Consider the following 22,376-nt stretch of genomic DNA (forward strand, 5'->3'; position numbering starts at 1 on the left):
CCGGCGCGCCGCTCAGGCGTTCTTGAAATCCGGTGCGCGCTTGTTCAGGAAGGCGTCCATGCCTTCCTTCTGGTCGAGGGTGGCGAACAGCGCGTGGAACAGCCGGCGCTCGAACATCACGCCGTCGCTCAGGCCGCTCTCGAAGGCGCGGTTGACCGACTCCTTGGCCGCCATCACCGAGATCTGCGAGTAGCCGCAGATCACCAGCGCCGCGCCCAGCGCCTCGTCGGCGAGCTTCTCGAAGGGCACCACGCGGCTCACGAGGCCCGCGCGCTCGGCTTCGGCGGCGTCCATCATGCGAGCGGTGAGCACCATGTCCATGGCCTTGCTCTTGCCCACCGCGCGCGGCAGGCGCTGCGTGCCGCCGGCGCCGGGGATCACGCCGATCTTGATCTCGGGCTGGCCGAACTTGGCGTTGTCGGCCGCGATGATGAAGTCGCACATCATCGCCAGCTCGCAGCCGCCGCCCAGCGCGAAGCCGGCCACCGCGCCGATCACCGGCTTGCGAATGGAGCGGATGCTTTCCCAGTTGCGCGTGATGTAGTCGCCCTTGTACGTGTCGATGAAGCTGTACTTGGCCATGGCCGCGATGTCGGCGCCCGCCGCGAACGCGCGTTCGCTGCCCGTGAGGATGATGCAGCCGATGGCGTCGTCCGCGTCGAAGGCCTTCAGGGCCTGGCCCAGTTCGGTCATGAGCGCGTCGTTCAGCGCGTTCAGGGCCTTGGGGCGGTTGAGGGTGATGATGCCGACCTTGCCTGCTTCGGTGCGTACTTCGATGTTTTCGTAGCTCATGGTGTCTCCGGGGGGGTATCTGGGGATCGGGGGAACTGGGGGGAAAACGCGCTTCACTATACCCAGCATGCCGGTGGGCCGCACGTGTGCGCACAGCCGCGAGAGGGCGTCAAATTCCGCTGCGAGTCCCTGCGCAAGGCGCAGGGACTCCCTGGGCGCAGGTGGCGCTGCGCACCGGGTTTCCCTAGAGTGCCCGGCCATGACATCCAACTACGCCTACCTGTTCGTTGCCATCGTGGCCGAAGTGATCGCCACCAGTTTCCTGAAGGGCTCCGACGGTTTTTCGAAGCTCTGGCCCACGCTGGCCGCGGTGGCCGGCTATGCGGTGGCCTTCTTCTTTCTCTCGCTGACGCTGCGCACCATTCCGACGGGCATTGCCTATGCGATCTGGTCCGGCGTGGGCATCGTGCTGATCTCGCTGGTGAGCTGGCTGTGGTTCGGCCAGAAGCTCGACGGGCCGGCCATCGCGGGACTCGGGCTGATCATCGCGGGCGTGGTGGTGGTGAACGTGTTCTCGAAGTCGGTTTCGCACTGAGCGGCAACGTTCTTTAGTTGAGAATTGTTCTCATCTAGAATGCCCGCCATGGAGTTGCCGATGCAAGAACATGCCGTGTTGCTGCGGGCCTATGCCCGCGTGCAGGAGCGATGCTCGCGCCTGCTGGTCGAGCAGGCCGCGCGGGTCGAGAGGCTCGAGGCGCAGATCGTCCGCTTGCGCGGCGCGCTGGTGGCACGCGACTCGGCCATTGCCATCGTGCGCGAAGAGCTGGCGGTGCGCGCAGCCGTGGGCGGGGCGCTGCCCAAGCGGCTGAACACCTTGCTGTCGCCGGGCAGGCGCCGTCATCTGATGGCGCCGCCGCAGGTGCAGGTGCCGGCCGACCTGCGTGAAAAGGCCGTGCTGTGCGTGGGCCAGGAAGAAGAAGCGCCGTCGCTCGCACGGCAGCTGGTCGAGATCGCCGGCGGCCGCTACCTGCACCACGACGGCGGCGACAACGCGGACGACCCCGCGCTCGAAGCCAGCCTGCGCGCGGCCGACCTCGTGATCTGCCAGACCGGCTGCGTGAGCCACGGCGCCTACTGGCGCGTGCAGGACCACTGCCGGCGCACCGGCAAGCCTTGCGTGCTGGTCGGCGAGCCGCAGCCGATGCGCTTCGTGCGGCACCCTGCCGCCGCTGAAAACGCCTAGCCCTTCAGCCAGCCCGCCAGCTTGGTGGCGTCGTGCGCGAACAGGCGCCAGGTGGTCACGCCGGCCGGCAGCACCAGCGGCAGCCTGATCAGCTTGCGGTCGCGCGCCACGATGGCCGTGAACTTGGTCGTGTCGCCCAGGTACAGCGCCAGGTCGTCGAGCTTGGCGATGCGCCAGGCCTGCGCCGGCCGCTGCTGGCCGCGCTTGGCGACGGCGGGCAGCTCGATGCCGATCCACTCGTCGTTCGCGGAAAAGCCGGCCTTCTCGGCCGCGCCGCCGCGCAGCACCACCTTCACCTGCACGCTGCCGCCGGTCTCGGCCACACGCAGGCCGAGCACCTGGGCCTGCTGCGACGGGTCTTCCAGCGTGGCCACGCCGTGCGCGCGCAGCAGTTGCGCGAGCGGAAGCTCCTCGGTCGAATGCACCCAGCGCGCCAACTCGTCGGCGTACGAGCGGCCGCTTACGGCCTCCAGCGCGGCGGCAATGTCGGCCTCGCTGATCGGGCCGCCGTTGCCGCTGTGCGTCCACAGGTGGCGCATCACGTCGTCGAGCGTGCCCTTGCCTTCGTGGCGCAGCGTGAGGTCGAAGCACAGCGCCACCAGCGCGCCCTTGGTGTAGTAGCTCACCGTGCTGTTGGGCGTTTGCTCGTCCTGGCGGTAGTACTTGACCCAGGCGTCGAAGCTGGCGTCGGCCACCGGCTGCACCAGGCGTCCCGGCGTCTGCATGACCTGGTTGAGGGTCTTGTTCAGCAGGCGCAGGTAGGCGCCGTCGTCGATGCGTCCGGCGCGGCGCAGCAGCAGGTCGTCGTAGTAGCTGGTGAAGCCCTCGAAGAACCACAGCAGCTGCGTGTAGTTCTCGCGGCCGTAGTCGTAGCGCGCGAACTCGGCCGGCCGCATGCGCTTGACGTTCCAGGTGTGGAAGTACTCGTGGCTGATGAGGCCCATCAGCGTGATGTAGCCCTCGGGCTGCTTCTTGGCGCCGCGCTGCGGCAGGTCGCGGCGGTTGCAGATGAGCGCCGTGGAATGGCGGTGTTCGAGGCCGCCGTAGCCGTCGTCCACCGCGTTGAGCATGAACACGTAGCGGTCGATGGGCAGCTTCGGCCCGCCGCGCTTGCCGGCCTTGTCGCCGTGCCAGAAGCGGATTTCGGCTTCGCAGATGGCCTGGGTGTCGGCAATGAGCTTCTCGCCGTCGAACGAGGCGGCGGCGCCAGCGATCACGAAGCGGTGCGGCACGCCGCAGGCCTCGAACTCGGCGCTCCAGAAGGCGCCCAGCTCGACCGGGCTGTCGGCCAGCTCGTCGTAGCCCGAGGCCCGGTAGCTGCCGAAGCCGTGCCCGTCGGTCTTGACCGGCACCAGCGCGGTGGCGCAGGACCAGCGCGCGGCGCCGGCGGCCAGCGCCGGCGCGACGATGTCCAGCGCATGCGGCGCTTCGGTCTGGCCTTCCACCCGCAGGCACACGCTGGTGCCGTTGAAGAAGCCGCGCTCGGCGTCGAGCCAGGCGGTGCGCACCGAGTTGTCGTAGGCGCAGACCTGGTAGTTCAGCACCAGCGGCTGGCCGGGCGTGCATTCGACCAGCCAGCTGCATTTGTCCAGCTGCGTCAGCGCGGGCTTGCGGCGGCCCTGCGTGGCGCGCAGGCCCTGCAGGTTCTTGGAGAACTCGCGCACCAGGTAGCTGCCCGGAATCCACACCGGCAGCGTCAGGCGCTGCTGGGCGTCGGGGGCGTCGATGGTCAGCGTGACGTTGAACAGGTGCGCATGCAGGTCGGCGCACGCCACTTGATAACGCACGCCTGCCTCAGGCGCTGCCACGGCCGCGCGCCGAACGGGGGTTTTCGTCGCCATCAGCTGGACGAGGCGGCGAGTTGCTTCTCGACCTGCTCTGCGGGAATGGCGCCGGGGGTGCGCGTGCCGTCGCTGAAGATCAGCGTGGGCGTGCCGGTGATGTTGTACTTGCGGCCGAACTCGACGTTGCGCTGCAGCGCGGTCACGTCACAGCTGCCCGAAGCCGTGGCCGGCTTGGCGCTGGCTTCCATCCAGTCGCCCCAGGCCTTGCCCTTGTCCTTGCTGCACCAGATGTCGCGCGACTTGACGGTCGAATCGGGGCCGAGCACCGGGTACAGGAACAGGTACACGGTGACGTTGTCGACCGTCTTCATGTCCTTCTCGAAGCGCTTGCAGTAGCCGCAGTTCGGGTCTTCGAACACCGCCAGCTTGCGCTTGCCGTTGCCGCGCACGATCTTGATCGAGTCTTTCAGCGGCAACTGGTCGAAGGCGACGGCGGTGAGCTTCTCGACACGCTCCTCCGTCAGGTTCTTGCGCGTCTTCACGTCGATCAGGTTGCCCTGGATCAGGTAGTTGCCCTGTTCGTCGGTGTAGAAGATCTGCGAGCCGTTCACGCGCACTTCGTACAGGCCCGGCAGGGGCGCCTTCGACACCTCGTCGATGGCCGGGAACTGCGGAATGCGCAAGGGCAGGTTCTTGCGGATCTCGGCTTCGCCGGCGGTGGCGGCCACGACCGCGCCCAGCGTACAGGCGGCGAGAAGGAGGTTGCGTGCGAGTGTCATCGGGGAGATCCGTTGGTGCTGTGCGTAAAGAGGGCGAAAAGAGAACGGTCAGGCCTTCAGGCCCATGGCTTGCGCCGTGATCCAGTGCTTCACCAGGCGCGTGCGGTCGAAACCGCGCATGCCCCAGTTGCGCAATGCAGGAAGTGGACCCAGGTTGTGCGAGAAAAGTTGCTGCAAGCCGTCGGTGGCCAGGCTCATCTGCAGCACGTCGGCGCGGCGCTCGCGCTCGTAGCGGCGCAGCAGGCGCGCGTCGCCCACGCTGCGCCAGTAGTCGCGGTTTTTGATCACCCCGGCCAGCGCGGCCGCGTCGGCCAGGCCCAGGTTCAGGCCCTGGCCCGCGAGCGGGTGCACGGTGTGGGCGGCGTCGCCCGCCAGCGCCCAGGAGCGCGTCGGCTGCCCGGGCATGGCGCCGGTCCAGCGGTCGGCAATGGCGCGGGCCAGCGGCCAGGCGCCGCGTTCGCTCGTGAGCTGGAGGGCGCCAAGCGCGTTGTGGCTGGCCTCGGTCACGGCGGCGTTGAATTCCTCGTCGCCCTGTGCCAGCAGGGCCGGTGCGCGCAGCTGGTCGACCGACCACACCAGCGCGACCGTCTTGCCGTGCATGCCGCCCAGCGGCAGCAGCGCGAGCACCTCGCCCTTGTCGTTGAACCACTGGCGCGCGATGCCGTCATGCGACTGCCCGGCCTCCATGCGCGCCGCGATCGCGTGCTGCGGGTAGCGCGTGACCTCGTAGCTCACGCCGAGCGCCTCGCGCGTGCTGCTGGCCTTGCCTTCGCACACCACGGTGAGCGGTGCGGCCACGGGCTCGGCGACGATCTCGATCAGGGGCTGGAAGCGCACCGCGTCGACCAGTTGCTGCTCGAGCGCGGGCACGTCGACGATCCAGGCGAGCGCATCGACCTTCTGGCGCGCGGCGCTGAACTGCACGCGTCCGCCTTCGTCGCCGTGCACCAGCATTTCGCGCACCGCGGTCGCGTGGGCCGCGTCGGGCCAGGCGCGCAGCGATTCGAGCAGGGCCCGGGAGGCGGTGTTGAGCGCGTACGCGCGGATGTCTTCCTTGCCCTGCGCGGCCGTAGGCACGACCAGCGCGACGCGCACACGCTCGCGCGCGAGCAGCAGGGCCAGCGTGCGGCCGACGATGCCGGCGCCACGAATGCAAACTTCTGGGGGGAGGGCCATGAATTCATTGTAAGAACATGGACGGCCCCCGGTCTTTGCGCACTTCGTGCCGCTTCGCCAAGCCCCGCGCGGGGGCGATACCCGCGGCCCGGCAAGGCCGGTCGGGCGGTCTCCCTGGCCTGGGCTGCCGTGGTCTTGAAGCTGCGGGACAATTGCGGCCGCCTTCCAAGCAACCAAGGAACCCTCACCGTGTCCCAGCCCGCTTTCGACCTCGAAGCCACCATCGCGCGCCTGTTCATCTACCCGGTCAAGTCGTGTGCCGGCGTCGAGCTCCCCGAAATGCTGCTGACCGAGACCGGCCTGGAGTTCGACCGTGCGTGGATGGTGGTCGACGCGCAAGGCGAATTCGTCACCCAGCGACAGCTGCCGCGCATGGCGCTCATTCGCCCGCAGATGAAGCACATGGAAGTGGTGCTGCGCGCCCCCGGCATGCTGGCGCTGCACCTGGCCTTCGACCGGGTCGAGCAGCCGGTGCGCGTGCGCGTGTGGAAGGACGAGGTGGCCGCCTACGACATGGGCGACATCGCCGCCCAGTGGTTCAGTGACTTTCTCTCGGAGCCCGGCAAGCCGCAGACGCTGCGCCTGGTGCGCTTCGACCCCGAGCACAAGCGCCTGTCGAGCCTGAAATGGACCGACGGCGTCGAGGCGGAGAACCAGTTCGCCGACGGCTTTCCGGTGCTGGTGGCCAGCGAGGGCTCGCTGGCGGACCTGAACGAGCGGCTCGTCGCGGCCGGCCACGGTGCGGTCGGCATCGAGCGCTTTCGCCCGAACATCGTGCTCGCGGGCATGGAGTCGCACGACGAGGACCGGGTCGACGCGCTGCACATCACCACCGGCGAAGGCCAGGCCGAGCTGCGCCCCGTCAAGCCCTGCACCCGCTGCCCGATTCCGGACATCGACCCGGCCACGGCACTGAGCAGCCCCGAAGTGGGCGACATGCTGCGCACCTACCGCAAGGACCCGCGCGTGGACGGCGCCATCACCTTCGGCATGAACTGCATCGTGATCCAGGGCGTGGAATACACGCTCAAGGTGGGGCAGGCCGTGGGCGCGAACTACAGGTTCGAGTAACCCGCCGCCGGCGGGCGCCTCAGAAGCTCACGCCGGCGATCAGGATGATGTTGGCGTAGGGCGTGCATTCGCCCGTGCGCACCATGGCGCGGGCCTTGGCGGTGCGGCGCTTGAACTCTTCGTGCGACACGGCCTGCGGCGCGATGCCGAGCGACTGCGGGTACCAGCCCGGCAACTGCCCGGCGTCGCCCAGTGCCTCGCCGGCCACCACGATGCCTTCGACCTGCATCTCGGACAGCACGGCCTTCAGCACGTCGTCGAGCTGCGGCACGCCGCGCGCCACGGCCAGGTCGATGCGGCGCGGGCCGTCGGGAATCGGCAGGCCGGCATCGCCGAGCACCAGCATGTCGCCATGGCCGAGCGAGGCGATCACCTGGGACAGTTCGGCGTGCAGCAGGGCGGTGCGTTTCACAGCGCGGTCCAGTCGGGCGGCAGGGGGCTTTGCAGCACGGCGTCGCGCCGCGGAATGGAGGGTTGGGCGCCGGGCTGCTGGATGCACAGCGCCGCGGCGCGAATGCCCAGGCGCACGGCCTCGTCGAAGGACTGGCCTTCGCCCAGCGCCACGGCAAGCGCGCCGAGGAAGGTGTCGCCGGCGGCGGTGGTGTCGACCGCCTGCACTTTCGGCGCGGGATGGTGGCGCGCCCCGTCGGCGTCGACCGCCACCGCGCCGCGCGCGCCCAGCGTCACGACCACGCGCGCAATGCCCGTGGCGCGCAACGCATGGCCGGCCTGCGCGGCCTGCTGCGGCGTGTCGGCGGACTTGCCGCACAGCGCCTGCGCCTCGATTTCATTGACCACCAGCGTGTCGATCTGCGGCCACAGCGGCTGCGCGATCGGCTGCATCGGCGACGGGTTCAGCAGCACCTTGCAGCCCGCGCCGTGCGCCACCGCGATGGCGCGCGCGACCTGGTCCATCGGCGTCTCGAACTGCGTCACCAGGAAGGCGGCGCCCTGCACCTGCTGTGTCAGCGCCGCCTCGTCGAGTGCGACCCGGGCGTTGGCGCCGGGAATCATCACGATGCGGTTCTGTCCGCTGTCCTCCACGAGGATCAGCGCGGTGCCGGTCGGCTCGCCGGCCACCGTGCGCAGCGCCGTGGTGTCGATGCCGTCGCTGCGCAATGCGTCGCGCAGGGCCGTGCCGTGCGCGTCGTCGCCCACGCAGCCGATCATCTGCACGCGAGCGCCTTCGCGCGCGCAGCTCACCGCCTGGTTGGCGCCCTTGCCGCCGGGAATGGTGGCGATCGAATGGCCGAGCAGGGTTTCGCCCGCGGCCGGCGCGTGCGGCACGCGCAGCACCAGGTCCATGTTGAGGCTGCCGAGCACCACGATGCGCGGCGGCGGGTTGCGGCTGGAAGAAGGCGTCGAAGGCACGGGGGTCACGGGTGTCACGGAGTACGGGACTTTCGGGTCGGCGTGGAAGATGTGGAAGAGGGGAGCGGGCTGTGGTCCGCCGGCACGGTCGCTTCGCGGAAGCTCGCATGGCGTGCCGTGGAGGCGCGCACGCGCAGCTCGGGCTGCAGCACCACCTTGAGCGCATCGCGCCGCTTGCCGCTCACGCGTTCGAGCAGCATGTCGACCGCCAGTGCGCCGATGCGCTCCTTGGGCTGCGCCACGGTGGTGAGCGGGGGGCTCATGTAGGCCGACAGTTCGATGTCGTCGAAACCCACGATGGACAGCTCGTCGGGCACGCGCACACCGCTTTCATGCGCCGCGCGCAGCGCGCCAATGGCCATGAGGTCGTTGCAGACGAACACGGCCGAGGGCTTGCGCTCGGTGCGCAGGATGGCGTGCATGGCCTCGTAGCCGCCCTGGCTGGTGAAGCCGCCGCGCCACAGCAGCGCATCGGCGTCGGCGATGTCGGGGGTGGCGCCGCTCTCGGCCAGCGCCATGCGCCAGCCTTCGACGCGCTGCTCGCTCGGCATCACGCCCACCGGCCCGCCGATGCAGGCGATGCGCTTGTGGCCCAGCGACAGCAGGTGCCGCACCGCGAGCAGGCCGCCCTGCATGTGAGCGGTTTCGACCAGGTCGCAGGCCGGGTCGTCGATCTCGCGGTCGACCAGCACGGTCGGCACGCGCAGGCCGTGCAGCTGCTTGGCCAGGGAGGCGCTGTCGTCGGTGCCGGTGCCCGCGCCGGTCGACACCACGATCAGCCCGTCGATGCGGCGCTCGGCCAGCACTTTCAGGTACACGCTCTGGCGCTGCGGCTCGTCGTCGGTGTTGCACAGCACCAGCGTGTAGCCGGCGGCAAAGCAGCGGTCTTCCACGATGCGCACGATCTCGGCGAAGTAGGGGTTGGAGCTGTTGGGAATCAGCATGCCCAGCGTCGAGGTGGTGTTGCTCTTCAGGCTGCGCGCCATCGCGTTGGGCACGTAGCCCAGCTCGCGGATGGCCAGCTCCACGCGCTCGCGCACCTTGGAGCTCACGTGGCGCGTGTCGTTGACCACGTGCGACACGGTGGTGACGGAGACTTCCGCCTGCAGTGCGACGTCCTTGATGGTGGCCATGGCTGTGTCGGTGTCCTGGATGTGTGGGAGGGCGTCAGGCCAGGCGGCGGTCGGCCCGGCGCTGGCGCAGGGTGTCGATGATGACGGCCACCACGATCACGGCGCCGGTGATGATGCGTTTGCTCGGCTCGCTCGCGCCCACCTGCGCCAGGCCGGCTTCGAGCACCGCGATGATCAGCACGCCGAAGAAGGTGTTGATCACCGAGCCGCGCCCGCCCATGAGGCTGGTGCCGCCGATGACCACGGCCGCGATCACCTGCAGTTCGATGCCGACGCCGGCATTCGGGTCGGCCGCCTCGAGGCGCGCCGACTGCATCAGGCCCGCGAGCCCGGCCAGCAGGCCGGTGACGGCGAACACGATGATGCGGATGGGACGCGGGTCCACGCCCGCCAGGCGCATCGCTTCTTCGTTGGTGCCGATGCCGACCACGTGCCGTCCGAACACCGTGCGCGTGAGCACCACCTGCCCTGCGACGACCAGCACCACCGCCAGCACGAAGGCGGCGGAGATGCCGCCGATCCACGGCGCGGCCAGGCCCGAGATGGCGTCGCCCACGTACTGCGTGCGCGAGTCGGTCACCAGGTAGGCACCGCCGCGCACCGCTTCGAGCATGCCCAGCGAGACGATGAAACTCGGCAGCCGCCAGGCCACCGACACCGCGCCCGTGACCGTGCCGCACAGCAGGCCGGTGACGAGGCCGAGCACCGCGGCCACGGGCACCGAGAGCTTCCATTCGAGGATGGCGGCGGCGGTGACGGCCGCGCTGAGCGCCAGCACCGAGCCGACGGACAGGTCGATGCCCGCGATGATCAGTACGAAGGTCATGCCCACCGCCATCACGGCCAGCGCGGGAATTTCGTTGGCGATGGAGACGAAGGTGTCGCGCGTGAGGAAGTATTCGCTCATGGAGCCGAACAGCGCGATCATGCCCACGAGCACGACGGTGAGGCCGAGGTAGGTGCCCAGCTGGCCCTTGAGCGCGGACTGCGCGGACGGCTTGGTGGGGGTCGGGGAGGCGGCAGCGGTCATGGTGTGTCGGCGGTGGCCGGGACGTTGTCGGTGGGGGCTGAAGCAAGGGCAGCGGCGGAGGGCGCGCGCCCGGTGGCGTCGCTGAATGCGGCGGCCAGCAGCGACTGCTCGCTCCATTCGCCGCGCTCGAACACCGCGACCAGCCGGCCCGCGCTCATCACGCCGATGCGGTCGCACATGGCCATCAGTTCGCGCAGGTCGCTCGACACCATCAGCAGTGCGCGGCCGGCGTCGGTCATGCGGTCGAGTTCGGCATAGAGGTCGGCGCGCGCGCCCACGTCCACGCCGCGTGTGGGTTCGTCCAGCAGCAGCACCTTGCATTCGCGGTGCAGCCAGCGTGCGAACACCACCTTCTGCTGGTTGCCGCCGCTGAGCGTGGCGACGGGCTGCTCGATGCTGCGCGAGCGAATGCGCAGCAGCTCCACCAGGCGCTGCGCAATGCCGCGCTCCCTGGCGCGCAGCAGCCAGCCGCCGCGCGAAACGGCGCCCAGGTCGCTCAGGGTGGCATTGACGCGGATCGACTGCGTCAGCAGCAGACCTTGCGACTTGCGGTCTTCCGTGACCAGCCCGATGCCGGCGCGAATCGCCTGCATCGGCGAGCGCCAGCCCTTGCGCGCGTGCTGCGTAGGCTGGCCGTTTTCGTGGAGGGTGATCTCGCCGCGGTCCGCGCGGTCGGCCCCGAACAACAGGCGCAACAGCTCGGTCCGTCCCGAGCCGACCAGGCCGGCCAGGCCCATGACTTCGCCCGCGCGCAGGTCGATGTCGACATCGCGCACCACCTGCGCCCGGCCGATGCCGCGCGCGCTCAGCAGCACGGGGCCGGCCGCGCGGCGGGCCCGGCCTTCGTGCTCGTGCACCGCGCGCCCGACCATGCGCTGCACCAGCTCGGATTCGCGCACGCCGGCCATGGCGCGCACATCGACCAGCCGGCCGTCGCGCAGCACCGCCACGCGGTCGGCGATGCGCTGCAATTCCTCGAGCCGGTGCGACACGTAGACGATGGCCACGCCGCGCGCCTTCAGCAGGTCGATCTGCTCGAACAGGTGCGAGGTTTCGCGCGGGGTGAGCATGGCGGTGGGCTCGTCGAGCACCAGCACGCGCGTGTCGTCCTGCAGGTTGCCGGCAATCTCGACCATCTGCTGCTGGCCGATGCCCAGCCGCGCCACGGGCGTGGCCGGGTCGATGTTCTGCATGCCGATCTTGGCCAGTTGCCGCGCGGCCAGCTCGTGCAGTTTGCCGCGGCGGATCCAGCCGGTCTTGTTGGGCAGGCGGTCGAGCAGCAGGTTCTCGGCCACCGACAGCGTGGTGACGAGGCCGAGCTCCTGCATGACCATGCGCACGCCCAGGCGCTCGGCGTCGCGCCGCGAGGCGGGCGCGAAGGGCTTGCCGTCGAGCAGCATCTGGCCGCGCGTGGGCTGCACCAGGCCGCACACCATCTTCGACAGCGTGCTCTTGCCGGCGCCGTTCTCGCCCGTGAGGGCCAGCACTTCGCCGGCGTGGAGCACGAGCGAGACGTCGTCCAGCACCGGCGCCGCATAGTCCTTGCCGAGCGCACTCAGCGAAAGCACGGGCGCGCTGCGATCGTTGTCAGCCATCGATGGGCAACCTCATTCATTCCAGAAACACCACGGAACCGGCTTCGCTGGGCCGTGGGTGCTGCCCCCGGCAGGGGTGGGCGTTGCGACACGAAGTGCGCGAAGCCTGGGGGCGAGCAACATTTACTTCGACGACTTGGTGACCAGCACCACGTCGGTCTTCACTTCGGCGGGCATTTCCGACTGCTTCTTCTTGTCGGCGATGGCCTTCAGCGCGGTCTCGATGCCGAACACGGCCTGCTTGGCGGCGAACTGGTCGGCCGTGGCGAGCACGCGGCCGTCGGCCAGCATCGGCTTGATGGCGCCGATGTTGTCGTAGCCCACCACCAGCACCTTGCCGGTCTTGCCCGCGGCCTTGACCGCGGCCACCGCGCCCAGCGCCATGCTGTCGTTGCCGGCCAGCAGGGCCTTCAGGTCGGGGTGCTCGCGCATCATGCCGGCGGCCACCGTGTTGCCCTTGTCGATTTCCCACTGGCCCGACTGCACGCCCACCACCGTCACGCCGGCCGCCTTCATGGCGTCCTGGTAGCCCAGCGTGCGCTGCTGGGCATTGAAGGTGGTCGACACGCCTTCGATGATGCCGACCTTGTCGCCCGACTTCAGGTCCTTGGCGAGTGCGTCGCCCACCAGCTTGGCGCCGGCGCGGTTGTCGGGGCCGACGAAGGGCACCTGGATGCCCTTTTCCTTCAGTGCGGCGGCGTCGAGCTGGTTGTCGATGTTGACCACCAGGATGCCCTTGTCGATGGCGGCCTTGATCACCGGCACCAGCGCCTTCGAATCGGCCGGCGCGATGACCAGCGCGTTGATCTTCTGCGCCACCATCTGCTCGACCATCTTGATCTGGGCGGCGGTGTCGGTCTCGTCCTTGATGCCGTTGGCGACCAGCGTGTATTGCGAGGCGTTGGCCTTGTTGTGCGCCTTGGCGCCGTCTTCCATGGTGCGGAAGAATTCATTGGCCAGCGACTTCATGACCAGCGCGACCTTGGGCTTGTCCTGTGCGAAGGCGGGCGTTGCGGCGAAGGCGCCGAGCAGCGTCAGGGCGGCGGCGCTTTGCAAGGTACGGCGGGTGAATTTCATGGTGAATGTCTCCTGAGGTGGTTGATCAAAGCGGTACGCCGGTCTTTGCCGGGGGCTCCGATGTTAGCCGAGGGAAACGTTTGCGCAAACGTTTGCCTGTCGGTGCTAACCCTGAGCTTTGTGGGAGCGGGTGACAGCGGTTCCAAGACCTGCCGGGTGGGCATGCAGCCATGCTCGCCTAAAATCGCCGGTTACCCAAGAGGACCTCCCATGAGTTTGCAATGCGGCATCGTCGGCCTGCCCAACGTCGGTAAATCCACCCTTTTCAATGCGCTGACCAAGGCCGGTATCGCAGCGGAAAACTATCCCTTCTGCACCATCGAGCCCAACGTGGGCGTGGTGGAAGTGCCCGATCCGCGGCTGGCCGCGCTGAGCGAGATCGTCACGCCCGAGCGCGTGGTGCCCGCCATCGTCGAGTTCGTCGACATCGCCGGCCTGGTGGCCGGTGCCAGCACCGGCGAAGGCCTGGGCAACAAGTTTCTCGCGCACATCCGCGAGACCGATGCCACGGTGAACGTGGTGCGCTGCTTCGACGACGAGAACGTGATCCACGTGGCCGGCAAGGTCGACCCGATCTCCGACATCGAGGTGATCCAGACCGAACTCTGCCTGGCCGACCTGGCCACGGTCGAGAAGGCGCTGCACCGCCACACCAAGGTCGCGCGTTCCGGCGACAAGGAAGCGCAAAAGCTGGTCGCCCTGCTCGAGCGCTGCCAGGCTTCGCTCAACGAGAACATCCCGGTGCGCGCGCTTTCCTTCACCAAGGAAGAGCTGCCGCTGGTGAAGTCGTTCACGCTGATCACCGCCAAGCCCGCGATGTTCGTGGGCAACGTGGCCGAGGACGGCTTCGAGAACAACCCCTACCTCGACCGCCTGCGCGAGTACGCCACCAAGCAGGGCGCGCCCGTGGTCGCCATCTGCGCCAAGATCGAGGCCGACCTGTCCGAGATGGACGACGAGGACAAGAAGATGTTCCTCGCCGAAATTGGCCAGGAAGAGCCGGGCCTGAACCGCCTGATCCGCGCGGCCTACAAGCTGCTGGGCCTGCAGACCTACTTCACCGCCGGGGTGAAGGAAGTGCGCGCCTGGACCATCCACATCGGCGACACCGGCCCGCAGGCGGCCGGCGTGATCCACGGCGACTTTGAGAAGGGCTACATCCGCGCCCAGACCATCGCGTTCGAGGACTACATCGCCTTCAAGGGCGAGCAGGGCGCCAAGGACGCGGGGAAGATGCGCTCGGAAGGCAAGGAATACGTCGTGAAGGATGGCGACGTGATGAACTTCCTGTTCAGTTCCTGAGATCCTGAGGAAATGCCCCGTTGATGAGTTATCCGAAGATCGTCGTCATCGCGGGCCCCAACGGCGCGGGTAAAACCACTTTTGCCCGCGCTTTTCTCCCGCAGGAAGCGCAGACCCAGCGATTCATCAATGCCGACCTCATCGCTGCGGGGCTGTCGCCCTTCGCGCCGGAGGCCGAAGCGATCAAGGCTGGCCGGCTGATGCTGGACGAGATTGCTGCATGCGTTCGGCGCCGGGAGAGCTTCGCCTTCGAGACCACGCTGTCGGGGCTGGGCTACCTGCGCCACCTCGGCGAATGGCGCAAGGCCGGCTACCACGTGAGTCTTTTCTTTCTGGCGCTTCCGACCGCGGAATTTGCTGTTGCGCGCGTGGCCGAACGTGTACGACAGGGCGGCCATCACATCCCTGAGGATGTGATTCGCCGACGCTTCGAAGCGGGACGTCGAAATTTCGACGAACGCTACCGCGGTGCCGTGGATGCCTGGGCGCTGTACGACAACGCTGGCGAAGAGCCGACGCTCATTGAATGGGGAGAAGCACCGTGACCGATGAAGAACTCGTGCAAGCCAAGGACAAGGATCTGGCCGCTTCACTGATCGCGATCCGGCGCGCAGCGCAGCAGGCGCGCGAAGCCGCAGTGCGCACCAACACCGCCATCGTGGTGCAGCGGGGCGGGAAGCCGGTTCGCATCACGGCCGAGGAGCTGCGCAAGGCCGGCGTGAAGTAACGCCGGTGCGGGCGTCCGAGGAGGCGCCCATGCTTGTTTGTTGGGTAGACTGCGCGCGCCCGAATCTCGCGATTCCTCCTCCACAAGGCCCGCCCCCATGCTCACCGTCCACCACCTCAACAACTCGCGCTCGCAGCGTGTGCTCTGGCTGCTCGAAGAGCTCGACCTGCCCTACGAGATCGTCCACTACCAGCGCGATTCGCAAACCATGTTGGCGCCCGCTTCGCTGCGGGCCGTTCATCCGCTGGGCAAGTCGCCCGTGGTCACGACGGACGACGGACTCACGCTCGCGGAATCGGGCGCGATCATCGAGACGGTCATCGAGCGCTACGGCAGCGGCCGGCTCGCGCCTGCCGCCGGCACGCCCGAGGCGCTGCGCTACCGCTACTGGCTGCACTTCGCCGAAGGCACGGCCATGTCGCCGCTGCTGCTGAAGCTGGTGTTCGACCGCATCGAGACCGCCAAGATGCCGTTCTTCGCAAAGCCGATCGCCAAGGCCATCGCGGCCAAGGCCAAGGGCGCGTTCATCAACCCGAACATCACGGGGCACCTGAACTTCATGGAAGCCGAGCTTGGCAAGAGCGAATGGTTTGCCGGCGACGAATTCAGCGGCGCCGACATCCAGATGAGCTTCCCGGTGGAAGCCTCGCAGGCGCGCGGCGGGCTCGACGCGAAGCGCCCCAAGCTGATGGCGTACCTGGAGCGCATCCACTCGCGCCCCGCGTACAAGCGCGCGCTCGAGCGCGGCGGCCCCTACGGGCTGCTGAGCTGATCAGAAGATCTGCAACAGCGCCACCGTCATGGTGATGTAGCGCAGGAATTTCCCGATGGCCATGTAGGCCACGCAGGGCCAGAACGGCAGCTTGAGCCAGCCCGCCACCGCGCACAGCGGATCGCCCACCAGCGGCAGCCAGCTGAGCAGGCAGGCCTTCGGGCCCAGCCGCTCCAGCCAGCCCAGAACCCGCACATGGTGTTTCGAGTGCGAGTATTTGTCCGCCACCTTGTGCGCGCCGTAGCCCATCCACCAGTCGACCGCGCCCCCCAGCGTGTTGCCCACGGTCGCCACCGCGATGGCCGGCCAGAACATGTCGGGGTTGAGCTTGAGCAGCCCGAACAGAAAAGGCTCCGAGCCCACCGGCAGCAGCGTGGCGGAGACGAACGCGGCCACGAACAACGTCGAGAGACCGTATTGCGGCAGCGCCAAAAGCGCCATGAGGGAGTCGAGCCAGGCTTGCATAGGGTGGGGTAGGGCCCGCGCAGTATAGGCAGCGCCCGCGTTGAATCCACGTGGGAGAAAGCCCCGCGAAGCACCCGTATTTATACGGGTACCCCGGCGCAAATCGTTTCAGTCGCTGAAACGCGGCATGGCTACAATCGTGCCTCATTTTTCAGCAGCCGACGCGCACCGCCCCCCTTCCCAATGACCCTGCAGATCGGCACCCACACGCTGGAAAACCGCCTCTTCGTCGCGCCCATGGCCGGCGTGACGGACCGGCCTTTCCGCATGCTGTGCCGTGAACTGGGCGCGGGCTATGCGGTCAGCGAGATGGTCACCTCGCGCAAGGAACTCTGGGGCACGCTGAAGACCTCGCGCCGCGCCAACCACGACGGCGAGCCGGGCCCCATCGCGGTGCAGATCGCCGGCACCGACGCGGCCATGATGGCCGAGGCCACGGTCTACAACATCGAGCGCGGTGCGCAGATCATCGACATCAACATGGGCTGCCCGGCCAAGAAGGTCTGCAACAAGTGGGCCGGTTCGGCGCTGATGCGCGACGAGCCGCTGGCGCTCGAAATCGTGCAGGCCGTGGTCGATGCGGCGCAGCCTTTCAACGTGCCGGTCACGCTGAAGATGCGCACCGGCTGGAGCCACGACCGCCGCAACGCCGTGAAGCTGGCGCGCGACTTCGAATCGGCCGGCGTGCAGATGCTCACCGTGCATGGCCGCACGCGCGAGCAGGGCTACAAGGGCCATGCCGAGTACGACACCATCGCGGCGGTGAAGGCCGCGGTGCGCGTGCCGGTGGTGGCCAACGGCGACATTCGTTCGCCCGAGAAAGCGCGCGACGTGCTCGCGGCCACCGGCGCCGATGCGGTGATGATCGGGCGCGCCGCGCAGGGCCGGCCGTGGATCTTCGGCGAGATCGCGCACTTCCTGGAAACCGGCACGCACCGTGCACCGCCGCTCGTGGTGGACGTGCGCCGCCTGTTGCTCGACCATCTGGTGGAGCACTACGCGCTGTACGGCGACTACAGCGGCGTGCGCACGGCGCGCAAGCACATCGGCTGGTACGTGAGGACTTTGCCCGACGGTGAGGCGTTTCGCGCGCGAATGAACACCATCGAAGACTGTGCGGCGCAGCTGCGCGCGGTCGGCGACTATTTCGACGGGCTGGCGGACCGCATGGCGCGCATGCCCGAACAACATGAGGCGGACGAAGAACTGTCCGGTGAAGAGGAGGCGGCTTGCGCCGTCGATTGAGAGAGAAGAGAAGAAAAGCAATGAGCAAGAAACACATCGAGGACTGCGTGCGCACCAGTCTGGACAGCTACTTTCGCGATCTGCGCGGCACCGAACCCGACGGCATGTACGAAATGCTCGTGCGCGTGGTCGAGAAACCCCTGCTCGATGTCGTCATGACGCGCGCCGAAGGCAACCAGTCGAAGGCCGCGCAATGGTTGGGCCTGAATCGCAACACCCTTCGCAAGAAGCTGGTCGAACACAAACTTTTGAAATAACTCCACGGCACATCCATGGCTCAGACTGCACTCATCTCCGTTTCCGACAAGACCGGCGTTCTCGAATTCGCCCAGGCGCTGCATGCGCTGGGCATCAAGCTGCTGTCCACCGGCGGCACCGCCAAGCTGCTGGCCGACGCCGGCCTGCCGGTGACCGAGGTTGCCGACCACACCGGCTTTCCTGAAATGCTCGACGGCCGCGTGAAGACGCTGCATCCCAAGATCCACGGCGGCCTGCTGGCGCGTCGCGACCTGCCCGCGCACGTGGCTGCCATCAAGGAACACGGCATCGACACCATCGACCTGCTGGTGGTCAACCTGTACCCGTTCGAAGCCACCGTGGCCAAGCCCGGCTGCACGCTGGAAGACGCCATCGAGAACATCGACATCGGCGGCCCGGCCATGGTGCGCAGCGCGGCCAAGAACTGGAAGGACGTGGGCGTGCTGACCGACGCGTCGCAGTACGCGGTGGCGCTGGCCGAACTGAAGGCCGGCGGCAAGCTCAGCGACAAGACCAAGTTCGCGTTCTCGGTGGCTGCGTTCAACCGCATCGCCGACTACGACGGCGCCATCAGCGACTACCTCTCGGCCATCGACTTCGACGCCAGCATCGGGCAGGCCGCGCCCACGCGCTCGCTGTTCCCGGCGCAAAGCAACGGCCGCTTCGTGAAGGTGCAGGACCTGCGCTACGGCGAGAACCCGCACCAGCAGGCCGCGTTCTACCGCGACCTGTACCCCGCGCCGGGCTCGCTGGTGTCGGCCAAGCAGTTGCAGGGCAAGGAGCTCAGCTACAACAACATCGCCGACGCGGACGCCGCGTGGGAATGCGTGAAGAGCTTCGACGTGCCGGCCTGCGTGATCGTCAAGCACGCCAACCCCTGCGGCGTGGCGGTGGGCAAGGACGCGGCCGAGGCCTACGGCAAGGCCTTCAAGACCGACCCGACCTCGGCCTTCGGCGGCATCATCGCCTTCAACCGCCCGGTGGACGGCGCCACCGCGCAAGAAATCGCCAAGCAGTTCGTCGAAGTGCTGATGGCGCCGGGCTACACGCCCGAGGCGCTGGAAGTGTTCCAGGCCACCAAGGCCAAGCTGAACGTGCGGGTGCTTGAAATCGTGTTGCCCAAGGGCGGCGCCAGCGACTGGGACAACGGCCGCAACGCCATGGACGTGAAGCGCGTCGGATCGGGCCTGCTGATCCAGACCGCCGACAACCACGAGCTCGCGGCCAGCGACCTCAAGGTGGTGAGCAAGAAGCAACCCACGCCGCAGCAGCTGCAAGACCTGCTGTTCGCCTGGAAGGTCGCCAAGTACGTGAAGAGCAACGCGATCGTGTTCTGCGCCAACGGCATGACGATGGGCGTGGGCGCCGGCCAGATGAGCCGCCTCGACTCTGCGCGCATCGCCAGCATCAAGGCCGAGCATGCGGGCCTGTCGCTGAAGGACACGGCCGTGGCCAGCGACGCCTTCTTCCCGTTCCGCGACGGGCTGGACGTGGTGGTGGATGCAGGCGCGAGCTGCGTCATCCAGCCGGGCGGCTCGATGCGCGACCAGGAAGTGATCGATGCCGCCGACGAGCGCGGCGTGGTGATGGTCTTGTCAGGCGTGCGCCACTTCCGGCATTGAACGGGCTTCTTCGGCTTCTTTCAAGAACACCGCGGAACCGGCTTTGCCGGGCCGCTGGTGTTGCCCCCGGTAGGGGGTTGGAGAAGCGACACGAAGTGCGCGTAGCCTGGGGGCGAGCCTATTCGCCGAACCGGTATTTCAGCTGGAAAGTGATGGCGCCGTACAGCCGGTTCTTGATGGTCGGCACGTAGGCGATGTTCAGGCCCCAGTTCCTGCCTTCGATGGCCGCCGTCGGAAGGATGGCCGGAAACCAGTTGCCGTTGCGGTAGTTGGGGTAGCCGTCGAAGCCGCCCACCACCGCGCCGAACTTCACGCCGTAGAACTCGAAGGGCAGCACGTACAGCCCGACGTAGTTCGACTGACGGCGGTCGCTGTTGCGAAAGGTGCCCGCCGTGACGCGGTAGGTGTCGCTCAGCGGGTACTCGATGCCGAAGCCCTGGTTGACGTTCTCCAGCCCCTTGCCGCCGTCGAAGTGCGCCGAATAGAAGCCGGGGTTGACCCAGATGTTCTTCGGGTCGAAGGCGGACTGCGCAAGCGCCAGGCCGGGTAGAAGAAGAGCGGAAAGAGCAACACTCGCTACCGGCAGCAGGCGCAGGGCGTTCATGGACTAAGGCGTTCTGAAAATCTCTCGTGCCGCTTCTATGGTGGCTGCGATATCTTCCTCCCCGTGCGCTGCGCTCACGAAGCCTGCCTCGTAAAGCGCGGGGGCAATATACACGCCGCGATCGAGCAAACCGTGAAACAACGCATTGAACCTGGCGTTGTCGGTTGTCATCACGGTGGCATAGTTTTGCGGCAGGTCCTTCATCAGGAAAAAGCCGAACATGCCGCCTTCGCTGTCGGCGTTGAAGGGCTGGCCTTCGGCGGCCGCCGCGGCCTTCAGGCCGTCGACCAGCGAGCGCGTTTTCTTGCCTAGCGCTTCGTAGAAGCCGGGCTTGGCAATCTCCTTCAGCGTGGCCAGGCCGCAGGCCGTGGCCACCGGGTTGCCCGACAGCGTGCCGGCCTGGTAGACCGGGCCCTGCGGCGCGAGCTGTTCCATGATGGCGCGCGGGCCGCCGAAGGCTGCCAGCGGCATGCCGCCGCCGATGACCTTGCCCAGCACCGTGAGGTCGGGCTTGATGCCCAGCACGCCTTGCGCGCCGTGCAGGCCCACGCGAAAGCCGGTCATCACCTCGTCGAACACCAGCAGCGCGCCGTGCTTTGTGCAGAGCTCGCGGCAGCGTTGGGCGAATTCGGGCGTGGCGCGCACGAAGTTCATGTTGCCGGCAATGGCTTCGATCATCAGGCAGGCGATGTCGTTGCCGTGCAGCGAGAAGGCGTCTTCAAGCTGCTGCAGGTTGTTGTACTCGAGCACGATCGTGTGCTGCACCACTTCGGGTGGCACGCCGGCCGAGGTCGGGTTGCCGAAGGTGGCCAGGCCGGAGCCGGCCTTCACCAGCAGCGCGTCGGCATGGCCGTGGTAGCAGCCTTCGAACTTGATGATGCTCTTGCGCCCGGTGGCGCCGCGCGCCAGGCGCAGGGCGCTCATGGCGGCCTCGGTGCCTGAGCTCACGAGCCGCACCATCTCCATGGACGGCACCAGCGCGAGGATGGCTTCTGCCAGTTCGATCTCGCGTTCGGTCGGCGCGCCGTACGAGAAGCCTTCGAGCACGGCTTTCTGCACCGCCTCGACCACGGCGGGGTGGCCGTGGCCCAGGATCATCGGACCCCAGGAGCCGATGTAGTCGATGTAGCGCTTGTCGTTGGCGTCCCAGAAGTAGGCGCCTTGCGCCCGCTTGATGAAGCGGGGCGTACCGCCCACGGCCTTGAAGGCGCGCACGGGCGAGTTCACGCCCCCGGGAATCACGGCGCGGGCGCGCTCGAAAAGAATGTCGTTGTTGTCAGTGGTAGGCATCGCAGCGAAGAGGAGGGTTTTCAGGGGAGGGCCGCCGCGCGCGGCCGCCCGAAGCGGCCGGCCCGCCCCCGGCAGGGGGTTGGCGAGCCGACACGACGTGCGGGCAGACGGGGGGGCGAGCAACATTTCAGTGCCGGGTGTCGTGGGGGGGCAGGGCGAAGTCTTGCGGGGCATCGGGTTCGTCGCCATCGTCTTCGTCGTCTTCGGGCTCGGCCCAGAACAGGCGGTCGGGCAGCACATGGCCCATGCCGGGGCGAAAACCCGCGTCCAGGCAGCGGTCCATGTAGGCCAGCGCTTCGGAGGTGGCGGCCACCAGGTCGGTGCCGCTGGCCAGCAGGGCCGCCAGCGCGGCCGACAGGGTGTCACCGGCGCCGGCGAACACGGCTTCGAGCCGCTCGTACTTTTCGCTGACCAGCACCGACTGCGGCGAGGCCAGCACGTTGTCGATGAACTGTTCGGGCAGCACCAGGCCGGTCACCAGCGTGTAGGGCACGCCGAACTCGCCGGCGGCCTTGGCGATGTCGCGCGCGCCGGGCGGGCGCTCGCCGCTCCAGTCGGGCAGCAGCCAGCGCCACAGGGTGCTGTGGTTTCCAACCAACACTGTTGTCTGGGGCAAAACCAGCTCGCGAAACGCGTCCAGGTAGGGCTCGATCAGGTTCTCGTCCCACCACGACAGGTTGGGCATGTAGGCCACCACGGGCACCTCGGGGTAGTCGGCGGCGGTCTCGGCGATGGTGCTCAGCGCCTCGGGGGAGCCGGCGAAGCCGACCTTGATCAGCTGCACCTCCACGTCCTCCAGGATGGCGCGCGCCTGCTCGGCGATGGCCTCTTCGTCGAAGGGAAAGTGGTCGAAGATCTCGGCCGTGTCCCGGGCGTAGGCGCCCGTCACCACAGGCAGTATGTGTGCGCCCACCGACGCCATGGCCAGCGCGTCGGCGCCCAGGCCCCCTGCGCCGCTCGGATCGCTCGCATTGAACACCAGCACGCAGGGAGGATTCAGGTCGCGTTCGGACACCTCGTCGTCGTCCTGCGAGGGGTCGTTAAGATCGCCCGGTTTGCGGGCGTTATCTGCTGGAAGTAGGTAGATGGTCATACGCCGG

General features: G+C 68.0%; 24 protein-coding genes. 10 read left to right on the forward strand and 14 right to left on the reverse strand.

Annotated elements, in window-relative coordinates; translation table 11 throughout:
* Positions 1 to 12: 12 nt before the first annotated feature.
* The gene (locus ACSFBM_RS14215; protein WP_435436851.1) at positions 13 to 792 is read right to left on the reverse strand and encodes an enoyl-CoA hydratase; all 780 of its coding nucleotides are present in this window, start codon (positions 790 to 792) and stop codon (positions 13 to 15) included.
* 199 nt (positions 793 to 991) lie between these two features.
* Between ACSFBM_RS14215 and ACSFBM_RS14220 the strand changes: the two genes are divergently transcribed.
* Both ACSFBM_RS14220 and ACSFBM_RS14225 read left to right on the forward strand, forming a co-directional pair.
* On the forward strand, positions 992 to 1,327 hold the full coding sequence (locus tag ACSFBM_RS14220; protein ID WP_435484924.1) for an SMR family transporter: 336 nt from the start codon (positions 992 to 994) through the stop codon (positions 1,325 to 1,327).
* A 60-nt stretch (positions 1,328 to 1,387) separates the two neighbouring features.
* The gene (locus ACSFBM_RS14225; protein WP_435484925.1) at positions 1,388 to 1,975 is read left to right on the forward strand and encodes a DUF2325 domain-containing protein; all 588 of its coding nucleotides are present in this window, start codon (positions 1,388 to 1,390) and stop codon (positions 1,973 to 1,975) included.
* Here ACSFBM_RS14225 and ACSFBM_RS14230 read toward each other — a convergent pair.
* From ACSFBM_RS14230 to ACSFBM_RS14240, 3 genes are read right to left on the reverse strand one after another with little or no spacing between them, the layout of a single operon-like run.
* A complete protein-coding gene (locus ACSFBM_RS14230; RefSeq protein WP_435484926.1) occupies positions 1,972 to 3,816 on the reverse strand; it encodes a M61 family metallopeptidase in 1,845 nt (614 codons plus the stop codon). The two genes, ACSFBM_RS14225 and ACSFBM_RS14230, sit on opposite strands and share 4 nt — an antisense overlap.
* Positions 3,816 to 4,538, reverse strand: a complete 723-nt coding sequence (locus ACSFBM_RS14235) for a DsbC family protein (RefSeq protein ID WP_435436853.1) — start codon at positions 4,536 to 4,538, stop codon at positions 3,816 to 3,818. The genes ACSFBM_RS14230 and ACSFBM_RS14235 overlap by 1 nt, the downstream gene beginning before the upstream one ends.
* Before the next feature lie 48 nt (positions 4,539 to 4,586).
* A complete protein-coding gene (locus ACSFBM_RS14240) occupies positions 4,587 to 5,714 on the reverse strand; it encodes an FAD-dependent monooxygenase (RefSeq protein ID WP_435484927.1) in 1,128 nt (375 codons plus the stop codon).
* 189 nt (positions 5,715 to 5,903) lie between these two features.
* Between ACSFBM_RS14240 and ACSFBM_RS14245 the strand changes: the two genes are divergently transcribed.
* Positions 5,904 to 6,785, forward strand: coding sequence for an MOSC domain-containing protein (locus ACSFBM_RS14245; protein ID WP_435484928.1), 882 nt, complete (start codon positions 5,904 to 5,906; stop codon positions 6,783 to 6,785).
* Positions 6,786 to 6,804: 19 nt separating this feature from the next.
* Here ACSFBM_RS14245 and rbsD read toward each other — a convergent pair whose 3' ends face one another.
* From rbsD to ACSFBM_RS14275, 6 genes are all read right to left on the reverse strand, one after another.
* Entirely contained in the window at positions 6,805 to 7,197 is a 393-nt protein-coding gene (gene rbsD / locus ACSFBM_RS14250; RefSeq protein ID WP_435484929.1) for a D-ribose pyranase, read from the reverse strand.
* The gene (gene rbsK / locus ACSFBM_RS14255; RefSeq protein ID WP_435484930.1) at positions 7,194 to 8,165 is read right to left on the reverse strand and encodes a ribokinase; all 972 of its coding nucleotides are present in this window, start codon (positions 8,163 to 8,165) and stop codon (positions 7,194 to 7,196) included. The genes rbsD and rbsK overlap by 4 nt, the downstream gene beginning before the upstream one ends.
* Positions 8,166 to 8,170: 5 nt before the next feature.
* Positions 8,171 to 9,289, reverse strand: a complete 1,119-nt coding sequence (locus tag ACSFBM_RS14260; RefSeq protein WP_435484931.1) for a LacI family DNA-binding transcriptional regulator — start codon at positions 9,287 to 9,289, stop codon at positions 8,171 to 8,173.
* 34 nt (positions 9,290 to 9,323) lie between these two features.
* The gene (locus tag ACSFBM_RS14265; protein WP_435484932.1) at positions 9,324 to 10,319 is read right to left on the reverse strand and encodes an ABC transporter permease; all 996 of its coding nucleotides are present in this window, start codon (positions 10,317 to 10,319) and stop codon (positions 9,324 to 9,326) included.
* Positions 10,316 to 11,914, reverse strand: coding sequence for a sugar ABC transporter ATP-binding protein (locus ACSFBM_RS14270; protein WP_435484933.1), 1,599 nt, complete (start codon positions 11,912 to 11,914; stop codon positions 10,316 to 10,318). The genes ACSFBM_RS14265 and ACSFBM_RS14270 overlap by 4 nt, the downstream gene beginning before the upstream one ends.
* Before the next feature lie 123 nt (positions 11,915 to 12,037).
* On the reverse strand, positions 12,038 to 12,991 hold the full coding sequence (locus ACSFBM_RS14275) for a sugar ABC transporter substrate-binding protein (RefSeq protein ID WP_435484934.1): 954 nt from the start codon (positions 12,989 to 12,991) through the stop codon (positions 12,038 to 12,040).
* Between the two features lie 210 nt (positions 12,992 to 13,201).
* Between ACSFBM_RS14275 and ychF the strand changes: the two genes are divergently transcribed.
* The 4 genes from ychF (at position 13,202) to ACSFBM_RS14295 (ending at position 15,792) form a co-directional block, all read left to right on the forward strand.
* Entirely contained in the window at positions 13,202 to 14,293 is a 1,092-nt protein-coding gene (gene ychF, locus ACSFBM_RS14280) for a redox-regulated ATPase YchF (RefSeq protein ID WP_435436862.1), read from the forward strand.
* Between the two features lie 23 nt (positions 14,294 to 14,316).
* Complete coding sequence (locus tag ACSFBM_RS14285) at positions 14,317 to 14,838, forward strand: ATPase (protein WP_435484935.1); 522 nt, start codon at positions 14,317 to 14,319, stop codon at positions 14,836 to 14,838.
* Entirely contained in the window at positions 14,835 to 15,020 is a 186-nt protein-coding gene (locus ACSFBM_RS14290) for a hypothetical protein (protein ID WP_435436864.1), read from the forward strand. The genes ACSFBM_RS14285 and ACSFBM_RS14290 overlap by 4 nt, the downstream gene beginning before the upstream one ends.
* Positions 15,021 to 15,117: 97 nt before the next feature.
* Positions 15,118 to 15,792 carry a glutathione S-transferase family protein gene (locus ACSFBM_RS14295; protein WP_435436865.1) on the forward strand — a complete coding sequence of 225 codons (675 nt, stop codon included), beginning with the start codon at positions 15,118 to 15,120 and terminating at the stop codon, positions 15,790 to 15,792.
* On the opposite strand, the gene ACSFBM_RS14300 is transcribed toward ACSFBM_RS14295, so the two are convergent.
* Positions 15,793 to 16,257, reverse strand: a complete 465-nt coding sequence (locus ACSFBM_RS14300; RefSeq protein WP_093130418.1) for a YqaA family protein — start codon at positions 16,255 to 16,257, stop codon at positions 15,793 to 15,795.
* A gap of 183 nt (positions 16,258 to 16,440) precedes the next feature.
* Between ACSFBM_RS14300 and dusB the strand changes: the two genes are divergently transcribed.
* Genes dusB through purH form a run of 3 tightly spaced genes read left to right on the forward strand, consistent with a single transcriptional unit; the run spans position 16,441 to position 19,382 of the window.
* Positions 16,441 to 17,502 carry a tRNA dihydrouridine synthase DusB gene (dusB, locus tag ACSFBM_RS14305; protein ID WP_435484936.1) on the forward strand — a complete coding sequence of 354 codons (1,062 nt, stop codon included), beginning with the start codon at positions 16,441 to 16,443 and terminating at the stop codon, positions 17,500 to 17,502.
* 20 nt (positions 17,503 to 17,522) lie between these two features.
* Complete coding sequence (locus tag ACSFBM_RS14310) at positions 17,523 to 17,759, forward strand: Fis family transcriptional regulator (RefSeq protein WP_007838304.1); 237 nt, start codon at positions 17,523 to 17,525, stop codon at positions 17,757 to 17,759.
* Positions 17,760 to 17,774: 15 nt separating this feature from the next.
* A complete protein-coding gene (gene purH, locus ACSFBM_RS14315; protein WP_435484937.1) occupies positions 17,775 to 19,382 on the forward strand; it encodes a bifunctional phosphoribosylaminoimidazolecarboxamide formyltransferase/IMP cyclohydrolase in 1,608 nt (535 codons plus the stop codon).
* Between the two features lie 118 nt (positions 19,383 to 19,500).
* Here the strand turns inward: purH and ACSFBM_RS14320 are convergent, their stop codons facing one another.
* The 3 genes from ACSFBM_RS14320 to thiD form a co-directional block, all read right to left on the reverse strand.
* Complete coding sequence (locus ACSFBM_RS14320; protein ID WP_435484938.1) at positions 19,501 to 19,986, reverse strand: hypothetical protein; 486 nt, start codon at positions 19,984 to 19,986, stop codon at positions 19,501 to 19,503.
* Between the two features lie 3 nt (positions 19,987 to 19,989).
* Positions 19,990 to 21,276: a glutamate-1-semialdehyde 2,1-aminomutase gene (gene hemL / locus ACSFBM_RS14325; RefSeq protein ID WP_435484939.1), complete on the reverse strand. Its 1,287-nt coding sequence runs from the start codon at positions 21,274 to 21,276 to the stop codon at positions 19,990 to 19,992.
* A gap of 127 nt (positions 21,277 to 21,403) precedes the next feature.
* Complete coding sequence (gene thiD / locus ACSFBM_RS14330; RefSeq protein WP_435436871.1) at positions 21,404 to 22,369, reverse strand: bifunctional hydroxymethylpyrimidine kinase/phosphomethylpyrimidine kinase; 966 nt, start codon at positions 22,367 to 22,369, stop codon at positions 21,404 to 21,406.
* Positions 22,370 to 22,376: the final 7 nt, after the last annotated feature.

Origin of the sequence: Variovorax pasteuri (assembly GCF_051216435.1) — a bacterium.
In the GTDB taxonomy this organism is placed as follows: Bacteria; Pseudomonadota; Gammaproteobacteria; order Burkholderiales; family Burkholderiaceae_C; genus Variovorax.